The following is a 12,481-nucleotide window of genomic DNA, read 5'->3' on the forward strand; positions in this document are numbered from 1 at the left end:
CAAAACGTAAAACCAAAATGCAATCCGGTCGAGCATTCCGTTAGCGTTCAATGGCCGCAATAGCGTACGAGCGGTTGCAATCGGGTCGAACTTCGTGAATATCGCGACATTAGATAGGAGACACAGGCGGGCTGGTGAAGCAGAACTAGTGCATGTATTCGCAGACATCCCAAGCAATCGTTGCCTGTCGGAGAGCGGCGCTCGCCTTTCTTTTCGCAACCTAGGTGACCGGTTTTGCCATCGATACCGCCGGGAAAAGACACGGTCAGCGCTGTTCAGTTTTCTTTTTTCTGACTTTCGATTCTGAGGGTATTTAATCCATGTATTATGAGAAAATTTCAAAAAATCTATATAAGGATGTGTTTTTTATCATAACTAATTATTGGGTTATCTTTATTTCTATTTGTGCTATGAAGATTATATTCTATTTTTTGTTTGATTTTATGGATGACCTGCCAGATTTTGTTTCTTTTCTGATCTATCTTGCTGCATTTGGATTATTTGAATACGTATTATCCGCCATTGCGATCAATCTTCAGCTGAAAGACAAAAGAATATTCGGAACATTTGCCGGATTTATGGGTCGTAACTTCCTGATTATCTCGCTGTTCTATCTGATCTTTTATGAGTCGGTCGCGTTCATTTCAGAGGAATACGCAAATATTTTGAATTACGATATCTTTATCTCCGTCGTCTACCAATCCGTAATCGATCTGATCTATCTGGTAACATTTGGGATTTATTTCGCTGAATACGTAAAGGATGGCTCGTCTGACCCGCTCGGTTCGATAAAATCGGGCATCAAGCATATCCGCGACATAATCGTACTCTTCTTCAAGGGCTTGGTTCCCCTGGCATTTTTTATCATCTTGATGAGTGTGGTAGTGACTGTGTTTTATGCGGTCTTTCAGGAAACAGCCATTGCCGAATTTGTGACCCAGTCCCGGCTGCTTTACCTCGTTTTTGCTGCAATCGAAGCAACTGAGATCGTCATGCTCTCCGTGATCGCCGCGCGTCTTTACTGGGCCAACCGGGGCGGTCCGCCTATTGAAGAGATCTTCGACTGAGAAAATACGCACGGGTGAGATCGGCCCTCGGTTCCTGAAATACCGCAGGCCGATCTGAGGTCAGATATCCGTTTAGGTCCGCTTCTTGTTCATGGCCGCCGCCAAGGCTGCCGCCAGGGCGTTGTTGCCGCTCTCGCCGCCGGAGGATTTTGGCGCGCCGCCGCCTTTCGGGCCATTGCCGCCCGGTCCGCGTCCGCCGGGGCCTTTTCCACCGGAGCCCTTTGCGCCGGGTGCCCGGCCGCCGGGGGCGCTGCGGTCGCGGTCGTTGCGTTCGCGCTGGCCCTGATAATCGACCTGGGATTTCATGGTCATGGAGATGCGTTTGCGCGCAACGTCCACTTCCAGGATGGTCACCTTGACGATGTCGCCGGCCTTGACGACCTGATGGGGATCGTCGACGAAGCGGTCGGCGAGCTGGGAAACGTGAACGAGGCCGTCCTGATGGACGCCGACATCCACGAAGGCGCCGAAATTGGTGACGTTGGTCACCGTCCCTTCCAGCTTCATGCCGGGCTTCAGGTCGGAGATTTCCTCCACGCCGTCCTGCAGGGTCGCCGTCTTGAATTCCGGGCGCGGGTCGCGGCCCGGCTTTTCCAGTTCTGACAGGATGTCCATGACGGTCGGCAGGCCGAACTTGTCGTCGGTGTAGTCGGCCGGATCGAGGCCCTTGAGGAGGGAGCTGTCGCCCATGATCTGGCGGACATCGCGGCCGCAGGCTTTGACGATGCGCTTGGCAAGCGGATAGGCCTCCGGGTGCACGGACGACGCATCCAGCGGCTCCTTGCCGTCATTGATGCGCAGGAAGCCAGCACAAAGCTCGAAGGCCTTGGCGCCGAGGCGCGGCACGTCCTTGAGCTGTGACCGGCTGTTGAACCGGCCGATGGACTCGCGGTGGTCCACGACGGCCTTTGCGAGACTCTCCGACAGACCGGAAATGCGCGAGAGCAGGGCGGGCGAGGCGGTGTTGAGGTCGACGCCGACCGCGTTCACCGCATCTTCGACCACGGCATCGAGCGAGCGGGCCAGCTTGGTCTGGTTGACGTCGTGCTGGTACTGGCCGACGCCGATGGATTTCGGCTCGATCTTGACGAGTTCGGCGAGCGGATCCTGCAGGCGCCGGGCGATGGACGCTGCGCCGCGCAGGGACACGTCGACATCCGGCATTTCCCTGGCCGCCAGTTCCGACGCGGAATAGACGGAGGCGCCGGCCTCGTTGACGATCACCTTGACCGGCCGCTGCGCGGGAGGAATGTCGGCGAGCACGTCGCCGGTCAGCTTGTCGGTCTCGCGGCTCGCGGTGCCGTTGCCGATGGCGATCAGGCCGACCTTGTGTTTGGCGATCAGGGCGAGCAGCGTTGCCCGGGCGCCGGAAACGTCGTTGCGTGGCTGGAACGGATAGACCGTTGCGGTGTCGACCAGCCTGCCCGTTGCGTCGACCACGGCCACCTTGACGCCGGTGCGGATACCGGGATCGAGGCCGAGCGTCGTCGTGGCGCCGGCCGGGGCCGCCAGCAACAGGTCCTTCAGGTTCCTGGCGAAGACCTGGATGGCTTCCTCTTCCGCCTTTTCGCGCAGGACGCCCATCAGGTCGAGTTCCAGGTGGAGCGCCAGTTTCACCTTCCAGGCGAAGCGCGCGGCTTCCATCAGCCAGGCGTCCGCCGGGCGGCCGCGATCGGCAATGGCGTATGTGTCCGAAACCATCTTCACGGCGGGGGCGACCGGCGAAACGTCGTCCGCATCCACCGTCAGGTCCACGGACAGGACGCCTTCGTTGCGGCCCCGGAAGAGAGCCAGTGCCCGGTGGCTCGGGATCTTCGACCATTTTTCCGAATAGTCGAAATAGTCCGCGAATTTCGCGCCCTTCTCGGCCATGCCGTCGATCAGTTTGGCCTGAACCACGCCGCGGTCCTCGACATAGCGGCGCAGGCGGCCGACAAGCTCCGCGTTTTCGGCAAAGCGCTCCATCAGAATCTGGCGGGCACCGTCAAGGGCGGCCTTGGTGTCGGCAACGCCCTTGCTTTCGTTAACGAAGGCCGCCGCCTCCGTTTCAGGTATCCGGGCGGGATTCGACAGAAGCAGGTCCGCCAGCGGCTCCAGTCCGGCCTCGCGGGCGATCTGCGCCTTCGTGCGGCGCTTTTTCTTGAACGGCAGATAGATGTCTTCCAGCTGCGACTTGGTTTCCGCCGCCTGGATGCCGGCCATGAGGTCGTCGGTGAGTTTGCCTTGTTCCTCGATGGACCTGACGATGGCAACGCGCCGGTCTTCCATCTCGCGCAGATAGATCAGGCGTTCTTCCAGCTTGCGCAGCTGGGTATCGTCCAGACCGCCGGTCGCCTCCTTCCGGTACCGGGCGATGAAGGGCACGGTGGAGCCTTCGTCGAGAAGCTGCACGGCCGCATTCACCTGGCCTGCCTTGCATCCGATTTCATCGGCGATGCGATGGGCGATGCGCAAGGCGGTGTCCGCCGGGATCCCCGCTTTCGAGGTGGAGGAGGATGTGTCGGAGAGTGTAACGCTGGCCATTTACGCGGTGACTTTCGGTGAGCAGTTCGGTGCCGCAGACGATAAGCCGCTCGAATGCGGCGGAAAAGGGACGGGGGCCCTCCGTCCACCGGCAATTGTCCCGACCGGCCCGTTGGGCGGGTAAAGAGCGGGGCTTTGCACGCATTTGTCGGTTGCTTTTTGTCAATCTTACCATGAGGAATGCAACAAATTATGCATTTTGCATGCTACGTTAACGGCAATTCTTTGGGTCAGGGTGTCGTGAGTGGGTGTGCAGGCCGCACCGCCGGGCGGGCTGATGCGGTTTGTTTATAGAAAGGCGAGGTCCATGCCACGAGGGCGGCCGAGAAAAGTGAACACCAGGGACGCCCTGCACTCGGTAATGATCGCCTTCTGGCAAAACGGCTATTCGGGAACCTCGATGAGCGATCTGGCCGAAGCGTCGGGCATGGCCAAACCCGGTCTCTATGCCGCTTTCGGCGACAAGGAAGCGCTGTTTGAAAAGGCCCTGCTTCATTACTTCGAAACCTATGGCGGTCCGGTGTTCGCGCGGCTGGGTGCGGCGAAGAAACATGTGATTGAGGACCTGCGCGATTTCCTGGGCGCCGTTGCCGACCTGACGCTGGACAAGAGCACGCCGACCGGCTGCTTTCTGGTCAATGCTCTGGTCGACTGCACCTATGGCTCGGAACGGCACCGGGAAGTCGTCATCGGTTTGAAGGGGTCCCGGCACACGGCCATCAGGGAGCGTCTGTTAAAGGCCGTTGCGGCGGGTGAAATGCCGGCCGATGCGGATGTCGACCGGGTGGCGACGTTCGTGGACGGTCAGTTTTCCGCAATTGCCCTGCTTGGCCGGGGCGGCAGCTCCGAGGCGGACCTCAGGACCTTCATCGAAACGGGCCTGTCGGCGCTGCCCGTCGACCGGGGTGCGGAGACATTCGACGAGACCGATCCCGGCAGGCCTACCTTACGACGGTGATGCGTTCGGCGGCTCGGGTCACCGCCGTATAGAGCCAGCGGCTCCTGTGCTCGCGGAACGCCCAGCTTTCGTCAAACAGGACCACGTCATCCCATTGCGAACCCTGGGCCTTGTGCACGGTCAGCGCATAGCCATAGTCGAACTCGTCGGCCTTGCGGCGGATCGCGTAGGGGATGGCCTCCGCGCCGTCTTCGAACATGGCGGGCAGCACTTTCACCTTCACGTTCGTCTTGCTGATCTCGTCTTCGGAGGCGACATCGAAGCGCAGCGTATTGCCGCGTGGCGGCCGCAGCCGCTTCACCGTCCACAGGCCGCCGTTGAGGAGGCCCTTGGTCTTGTCGTTGCGCAGGCAGACGAGCTTGTCGCCGACAGAAGGCATCGGGGTGGTGAACCCCTTCAGCTCGCGGATGCGGCCGTTGTAGAGGCGCCGGGTCTTGTTGGTGCCGACCAGCACCTGGTCCGCGGCGAGGATCTGCTCCTTGTCGATGTCGCGGCGGTGAATGACCATGCTCTCGCCGAATTCGCCGTAATCGAGCTGACCGCCCTCGCGGATGGTCATCGACATGCGCACGATCGGGTTGTCCTGCGCCTGGCGGTGAACCTCGGTCAGCATCATGTCCGGTTCGGCCTCGGTGAAGAAGCCGCCGCCCTTGACCGGCGGAAGCTGCGCCGGGTCGCCGAGCACCAGAACGGGCGTGCCGAACGAGAGCAGGTCCTTGCCCAGCTCCTCGTCGACCATGGAACATTCATCGATCACGATCAGGCGCGCGGTCGCGGCTGCACTGTCCCGCTTGATCGCAAATTGCGGGCCGGTGTCCTCTTCGTCGTCGTCCGTGTCCTCTTCTTCCTTGGCGGAGCGGGGACGGTAGATCAGGGAGTGGATGGTTCCGGCATCTTCACAGCCCTTCTGGCGCAGCACATGGGCGGCCTTGCCGGTGAACGCGCCGAAACAGACATCGCCGTCGATATCTTCCGCCAGATGGCGGGCGAGGGTGGTCTTGCCCGTGCCCGCGAAGCCGAACAGACGGAACACCTGCCGGTCGCCGCGCTTCAGCCAGGCGGCGGCCTCCTTCAGGGCTTCATCTTGTTGGGGGGACCAGGCCACGGGGCGCTCCTTACGATTGCAGAGGGAGTTGCTTACCCTGATTTGACTGATTCCGCCAAGACCGAATGGCCGATGGTCGGGCATTTCTGTGTCCTGCCGGCCGGTGCCCTTCAGTAAGGACCGACTCTCTTTCCCGACAAGTCCGGCTTGTGCGAAGGCTTCAGCGAACGGCTACCCCAGCACCGAAAACGAACTCTCCTTCGTCAGGTCGCGCTTTCTGGAAAAGGTTGCCGTGTTGAGCGTGTGGTCGACATTGTGCAGCCGGAATTGCAGCGGGTCGGCGTCATGGTCGCCGCCTTCCTCGCAATAGTCGATCAGCGCCGCCATCAGGCGCCCGGCCACCGGGGCGTTCTTGAACTGATTGCCGCTGGTGCCGATGGCCAGGTAATAGCCGTCGATGTCGCTACGGTCATAGATCGGCAGCCAGTCGTCGGTGGCATCGTAGAGATCGGCGACACCGACCGGGTGCTGCGACACGCCGAGCTCCGGCAGGCGCTGCGAGTAGCGGTAGGCATAGGTCAGGGCCCGGTCGGTCAGGTCGCGGGGAAAATCATCCGGGTCTTCCTCCACAGGCGGATCGCAAGGTGGGTTTTCGCTGCCGATCATGATCTGCCCGCCGCTGCCGGGCTTGATGTAGCAGGCGATGTCGCTGTCGGACACGATCAGGCCCTCGCGCGAATAGCCGAGCCGTTCCGGCGGCCTGACCTGTACGACTTCCTGGCGCAGCGGCCGGTGGCCGATCCTGATGCCCGGATCACCATCAAGAAGGGCATTCACCTTGCCTGAGTGGGGGCCGGCGACATTGATGACGACACGGGATCTGAGGAAGTCACCATTATCGCAGACGACACCGGCCACCCGGTTGCTGTCGACCGGTATCTTCACGACCTTCGTGTTAAAACGGAACTCGGCGCCGTGCCGCGCGGCCGCGTCCTTGAGGTTCCGGGCGGCGATCTGCGGATCGTCCACATAGCCGCCGGCCGGAAAGAAGGTGCCGCCTGCAATCCGGCCGCCGCTCGGGGCGCCGAATTCATCGTGATCCATCTTCTTCGCCGGGGCGAAACATTCCAGGTTGTATCCGGGCATGCGGCGGCGGATCTGGTCGGCGGGCCAGTCCTCATAGGCAATGCCGAGCGTGTCGGCGTGTTTGAGCACGCGGTCCAGGTAATTGTTGGCGGCGGTCTTCATCACCAGCGTTCCGGTCTCGACAAAGCGTGCCAGGCCGGTGTCGTCCTCGGCGCCCAGATAGTCCTGCCAGTTCTTCCAGTCGTGATAGCCCTCAAGCGCCATCGCGGTGCCGTCCAGGGTGGAGTAGTAGGTGCGGATGACAGCCGCGGAGGAGGAGGTCGAGCCATAGCCCGCCGCCGGCAGGGCATCGACATTCAGCGTCCTGCGGCCTCTGCGCGCCAGCGCATAGGCGATCGCACAGCCTATGATGCCTGCTCCGATGATGACGGCGTCGTAGTCGGCGTCAGGGGCGTGGGAATTGGACATCGCGATCTTCCTCGTTTGTCCCGCAAGCACAGTCGAGTGTCCACAACTTGTCCAGAGGCGAGACCGCCAATCTGTGTTCTGAAACGGTCAGACTTCATGTCCGAACGCTCTATACGACGACAAAACACATCAATTGTTTATGAAAGTCACAATTTGATGGGTTTTGATAACGTCTGCGGATTTTGTTCCAAAGTCTCCAATTGAACTCACCAGTGGCCAGACTCATAGTGTGCACAGGCCAATTCGATTCGGGCCGAAGTTTCAAACAATTGGAGTAAAGCGTGCCGCGCAAAAGTATTTGCGAATGGCCGACGCTGGCCCTCATTCTGGGCGCGTCGGTAACATGGATGGTGTTGATCGGTTTTTACAGTGAACTCGGCGGGTGGATCGTCTGTCCGCTTGCAGCCGTGCTGGTGACGTTGCAATCGTCCCTGCAGCATGAAGTCCTTCACGGACACCCGACCCGCAATGGAGCTTTCAACGAAGCGCTGGTCTACTGCCCGCTTGGCACATTCATCCCCTACCGCCGGTTCAAGTCGCTCCATCTGCGCCATCACAACAACGACCGGCTCACGGATCCTTATGACGATCCGGAGAGCTTCTATCTTGCCTGGCGGGACTGGCAGAGGCTGCCGGGCCTCATCCGGGCCGTCCTGACCGTCAACAACACCTTGCTCGGCCGCCTGCTGATTGGACCGGCCGTGACCCTCGTCGGGTTCTACGGCTCCGAGCTCCGCCTGCTGCGCGCCGGTGACAGGGCGGTGCGGCAGGCCTGGATGCATCACCTGGCGGGCGTCCTCCCGGTCGTGCTCTACGTGACCCTGGTTGGCGGCATGCCCGTCTGGCTCTATCTTCTGGGCGTCGCCTATCCAGCCATGAGCCTGTTGATGCTGCGCACCTTTGCCGAACACCGTGCCCACGAAAACGCCGAGGCCCGCTCGATCATCGTCGAATTCTGCCCGGTTTTCTCGCTGCTCTTTCTGAACAACAACCTGCATGTGGTCCATCATGCCCATCCGAGGGCGCCCTGGTATCATCTGCCGGTTCTCTACCGGAGCGCGCGCGACGAGTGGCGGCGGCGGAACGAGGGTTATGTGTTTGCCAGTTATCTCGACCTGGCGAAGGGTTATTTCTTCAAGGTCAAGGAGCCGGTTGCCCATCCACTCAGGCGCCGGGACCGCGACGAGGCGATGTCTTGACTGGACGGGTCCATCACGCCGTCCGCCTGCCGATGTATGACTGGCCGCAGGTGCGCGCGGCGACCGAAGACCTCGAGGCCGCGCTGCAATCGGCCCTCCTCGACGCGCTTGAGCTGACGCCGGACCGGCTTCGGCCCTGGCCGGAAGACATGGATCTTGCCGAGGCCTGGGCGCATCCGGACGTTCTCCTGACGCAGACCTGCGGGTATCCGCTGACCCATGCGCTGAGCGGCAAGGTCAGGCTCCTCGGCGCGCCGCATTACGCGGCGCCGGACTGCGACGGGCCGCGCTACTGCAGTCAGATCGTGGTGCGACGGGACAGCGCTTTCAGCAAACTGGAAGACCTGCGCGGCGCCCGCGCCGTCTTCAACAGCCCGGACAGCCAGTCCGGTATGAACGCGTTTCGCCATACGGTCGCCGGGGTCGCGGAAGAGGGACGCTTCTTCTCGGAGGTGACGTCCAGCGGCGGCCATCTTGCGTCCCTTCGCGCCGTTGCCGAGGGAGACGCGGATGTCGCCGCAATCGATGCGGTCTGCTGGCACCTGGCCTGCCGGGAAATGCCGGAGCTTGCCGGACGGCTGAAACCGATTGCCCGGACAGGGTCCGTTCCGGTCCTGCCGCTGATCACGTCCTCGCGGTTCTCCGACAGCGAGGCCGGTCTGATCACTGAAGTTATCGAAGCCGTCTTCGCCGCACCGGAAACGCAGGCAAGCCGCGCGCGGCTCGGCATTCACGGCTTTTCCAGGCTGTCGACCGCGGACTATGCCGGCATCCTGCGGATGGAGCGGGAAGCCGCGGAGCTTGGCTATCCGGCCCTCGCGTGAGCGGTTCGGCGCAGCCGTCAACCGGGACAGCAGTCCTGCCCGATTGTTTACCATAGGCATTCTTTTCAGGGAGAAACAGGCGGAACGGCTGGCGCAAACGTTAATGAAGAGTTACGATTCTCGGTAAACAAATCATTAACGGTGAGACGCGTCATGAAACTGGTCTGCAAAACTCTCCTCGCCGCAGCCGGGCTCGGCATCGCCCTCGGCAGCACCGCCCTGGCGGAAAGCGGCACGCTGCGCATCGTGCATGACGAGCCTTACGGGGCCATCGTCACCAAGGAAGCCGGTGTCCTGGTCTTCCGCGGCCTGCCGCCGACCCGCAAGGTCATCGTCAATCCGGGCGGCAAAACCCCACTGGAACTGAAGCAGACCGAGGTGAACGAGACCAACGTGGTGGTGTTCGCCAACCAGGCGGAGTACGCCAACGCGCTCGGTGCGAAGATCATCCGGTTGAAGTAGGACTTCGCTGCTTGGGCGAGCCCGATACAGTCAGTCGATTGGGAGTTCGCTGCGCTCGCGCTGATGTCTGGGTTCCGGATCTGCGCGCAGCGTCCGCTGCACTTGTCCGGAATGACGGTGGGTGTGGTAATGGCCGTTGGATAGCTCCACCGGTGAGCGGAACCTGAAGCCGGTCATGCCTTTCCGGAGGGTTCGAAATTGACACTCTCACAACGAACTCTGCCGTCATTCCGGACAAGCGAGGCGAAGCCGAACGCAGATCCGGAATCCAGAGTTCAGCGTGAGCGCAGCGAACACACAAATCCATCGAGAAAAGTCCGTGACGGGAGAGCGGTTCCGACCGCCACCGCCTCACATCCGCATCCGCTCCGCCTTCGGGTCGAACAGCGGCTCGGGAATGATCGTCGCCTTGCGGCGGTCGCCGAGGATTTCGATCTCGAAGGCGCCGTCGCCCGTGTTCGCGGCGAACTCCGCCGGGAGGTAGCCCTGGGCCAGGGATTTTTCCAGGTAATGCGCATAGCCGCCTGAAGTGATCCAACCCACCACCTTGCCCTGGTGCCACACCGGTTCATCGCCCATCACGTCGGCATCGGCCGCGTCAACGACGAAACTGACGCGCAGGCGCCTCGGACCCTCCTCGAATTCCTTCCGTGCTGCTTGCTTGCCGATGAAATCATCCTTCGACAGTTTCACGAAGCGGCCGAGATCGGCTTCGAACGGGCCGTAGATCGGACGGAATTCCCGGAACCAGGTGCCGAAATTCTTCTCCAGCCGCAGGCAGAGCAGGGCGCGCATGCCGAAGTTGCGGATGTCGAATTCCCGCCCGGCCGCCATCAGGGCCTCATAGACCTGCCGCTCATATTCCGGCACCATCCAGATTTCATAGCCGAGGTCGCCGGTATAGGTGACGCGGTTGACCTTGCAGGGTGCGTTGGCCACGTCCATCTCGCGGAAATCCATGAAGCGGAAAGCTTCGTTCGAGACATCCTCGCGGGTGACCTGCGCCAGCACGCTGCGGGAATTCGGCCCGGCGATCGACAGACCCACCCAGCCGAGATTGATGGCGCGGATCGTCACCGAGCCGTCCGTCGGCAGGTGTTTCTCGAACCAGCGCATGTGATAGATCTCGGCCTGGGACGACCCCCACAGATAGAACTTATCGGCACCGGCACGGGCGATGGTGAAATCACCGATCAGCTTGCCCTTCTCGTTGAGCATCGGCGTCAGCACGATGCGGCCGGCCTTCGGCATGGTGTTGGTCATCAGGTGCGAGAGGAAGCTTTCGGCGCCCGGTCCGGCGATTTCGTATTTGGCGAAGTTGGCGGTCTCGGTGATGCCGACGCTTTCACGCACTGCCCGGCACTCGGCGCCGATGTGCTCAAAGTCGTTGGAGCGGCGATAGGAGACGATGTCCCTGGCTTCGACGCCCGGAGGAGCGAACCAGAGCGGGGTTTCCAGGCCCCAGCTGTCGCCCATCACGGCGCCCTGCGCCAGCATCCGGTCATAGAGCGGCGTGGTCTGGTGCGGGCGCGCGGCGGGCAGTTCTTCGTTGGGGAAGCGGATGCGAAAGCGGCGGCGGTAGTTCTCCTGCACCTTGGCATTGGTGTAGGCAAGCGTCGCCCAGTTGCCGTAGCGGGCAACGTCCATGCCCCAGATGTCGTAGCCCGGATCGCCGTTGATCATCCAATTGGCAAGCGTCAGGCCGACGCCGCCGCCCTGGCTGAACCCGGCCATCACGCCGCAGGCCACCCAGTAGTTGCGAAGCCCGCGCACCGGGCCGACCAGCGGATTGCCGTCGGGGGCGAAGGTGAAGGGGCCGTTGATGACCTGCTTGATGCCGGCGTTCTGCAATGCCGGGAAATGCTCGAAGCCGACTTCCAGCTCCGGCGCGATGCGGTCGAGATCGGGCGGCAGCAATTCGTGGCCGAAATCCCATGGCGTCTCGCGCGGGCTCCAGGGGCGGCAATTCTGTTCATAGGTGCCGAGCAGGATGCCCTTGCCTTCCTGGCGGGTGTAGATCTCGCCGCCGAAATCGAGCACGCCGATCAGTTCCTTGCCGGTCACCTCGTTATGGGCGGTGACTTCCTCCATCTCGTCGGTCAAAAGATACATGTGCTCCATGGCGAGCACGGGCAGTTCGATGCCCACCATCCGCCCGCACTCGCGCGCCCACAGGCCGCCGGCGTTGACGACATGCTCGGCCCGGATCGTGCCCTTGTCGGTGATCACGTCCCAGGTGCCGTCCGGTGTCTGGACCAGTTCCTCCACCTTCGTGTGCCGGTAGACTTCCGCGCCGTTTATGCGGGCCGCCCTGGCATAGGCGTGCGTGGTGCCGGAGGGATCGAGATGGCCTTCGACCGGGTCCCAGAGCGCGCCGATGAAATGCCTTTCGTCGAGCAGCGGAAACATCTTCTTCGCCTCGGCGACCGAGATCAGCTCCAGCTCCATGCCCAGGTAACGGCCCTTGGCCTGGGCAAGGCGCAGGAAGTCCATGCGTTCGGGCGTATCGGCCAGCATCACGCCGCCGGTCAGGTGCAGACTGCAGGACTGGCCGGAGATTTCCTCCAGCTCCTTGTAGAGGCTCACCGTATAGCTTTGCAGTTGGGCGACGTTCGGGTCGCCGTTGAGCGTATGAAACCCGCCGGCCGCGTGCCAGGACGATCCGGAGGTCAGCTCGCTCCGCTCGACCAGCGCCACGTCCTTCCAGCCCAGCTTGGTGAGGTGGTAGAGCACGCTGCAGCCGACCACACCGCCGCCAATGACAACAACCTGCGTATGGGATTTCATTCGGGTTCTCCGGAAGGCCTGCTCTCGGGCGGCAGGGCGAATGGTCAAACGGTTCGGGACTT

The 12,481-nt window shown here is 61.9% G+C and carries 9 protein-coding genes; 5 read left to right on the top strand and 4 right to left on the bottom strand.

Annotated features, from left to right (window positions below; genetic code table 11):
* The first annotated feature begins 443 nt into the window (after window positions 1-443).
* Window positions 444-1,067 carry a hypothetical protein gene (locus ON753_RS24325; RefSeq protein ID WP_265966376.1) on the top strand — a complete coding sequence of 208 codons (624 nt, stop codon included), beginning with the start codon at window positions 444-446 and terminating at the stop codon, window positions 1,065-1,067.
* A gap of 72 nt (window positions 1,068-1,139) precedes the next feature.
* Here the strand turns inward: ON753_RS24325 and ON753_RS24330 are convergent, their stop codons facing one another.
* The gene (locus tag ON753_RS24330) at window positions 1,140-3,590 is read right to left on the bottom strand and encodes a Tex family protein (protein ID WP_265966377.1); all 2,451 of its coding nucleotides are present in this window, start codon (window positions 3,588-3,590) and stop codon (window positions 1,140-1,142) included.
* A 331-nt stretch (window positions 3,591-3,921) separates the two neighbouring features.
* On the opposite strand from ON753_RS24330, the gene ON753_RS24335 reads away from it, so the two are divergent.
* Complete coding sequence (locus ON753_RS24335; RefSeq protein WP_265966379.1) at window positions 3,922-4,548, top strand: TetR/AcrR family transcriptional regulator; 627 nt, start codon at window positions 3,922-3,924, stop codon at window positions 4,546-4,548.
* Here the strand turns inward: ON753_RS24335 and ON753_RS24340 are convergent.
* Complete coding sequence (locus tag ON753_RS24340; RefSeq protein WP_265966381.1) at window positions 4,532-5,653, bottom strand: ATP-dependent DNA helicase; 1,122 nt, start codon at window positions 5,651-5,653, stop codon at window positions 4,532-4,534. The two genes, ON753_RS24335 and ON753_RS24340, sit on opposite strands and share 17 nt — an antisense overlap.
* 171 nt (window positions 5,654-5,824) lie before the next feature.
* Window positions 5,825-7,147 (bottom strand): NAD(P)/FAD-dependent oxidoreductase, encoded by a 1,323-nt coding sequence (locus ON753_RS24345; protein WP_265966383.1) that lies wholly within the window; start codon window positions 7,145-7,147, stop codon window positions 5,825-5,827.
* Window positions 7,148-7,428: 281 nt separating this feature from the next.
* Between ON753_RS24345 and ON753_RS24350 the strand changes: the two genes are divergently transcribed.
* From ON753_RS24350 to ON753_RS24360, 3 genes are all read left to right on the top strand, one after another.
* Window positions 7,429-8,346 carry a fatty acid desaturase gene (locus ON753_RS24350; protein ID WP_265966385.1) on the top strand — a complete coding sequence of 306 codons (918 nt, stop codon included), beginning with the start codon at window positions 7,429-7,431 and terminating at the stop codon, window positions 8,344-8,346.
* The gene (locus ON753_RS24355; RefSeq protein ID WP_265966386.1) at window positions 8,343-9,170 is read left to right on the top strand and encodes a phosphate/phosphite/phosphonate ABC transporter substrate-binding protein; all 828 of its coding nucleotides are present in this window, start codon (window positions 8,343-8,345) and stop codon (window positions 9,168-9,170) included. The genes ON753_RS24350 and ON753_RS24355 overlap by 4 nt, the downstream gene beginning before the upstream one ends.
* A gap of 153 nt (window positions 9,171-9,323) precedes the next feature.
* The gene (locus ON753_RS24360) at window positions 9,324-9,632 is read left to right on the top strand and encodes a hypothetical protein (RefSeq protein ID WP_265966388.1); all 309 of its coding nucleotides are present in this window, start codon (window positions 9,324-9,326) and stop codon (window positions 9,630-9,632) included.
* Between the two features lie 351 nt (window positions 9,633-9,983).
* Here the strand turns inward: ON753_RS24360 and ON753_RS24365 are convergent, their stop codons facing one another.
* On the bottom strand, window positions 9,984-12,419 hold the full coding sequence (locus ON753_RS24365; RefSeq protein WP_265966389.1) for a GcvT family protein: 2,436 nt from the start codon (window positions 12,417-12,419) through the stop codon (window positions 9,984-9,986).
* Window positions 12,420-12,481 lie beyond the last annotated feature (62 nt).

Source organism: Roseibium salinum (genome assembly GCF_026240905.1).
GTDB classification, from domain to species: domain Bacteria; phylum Pseudomonadota; class Alphaproteobacteria; order Rhizobiales; family Stappiaceae; genus Roseibium; species Roseibium salinum.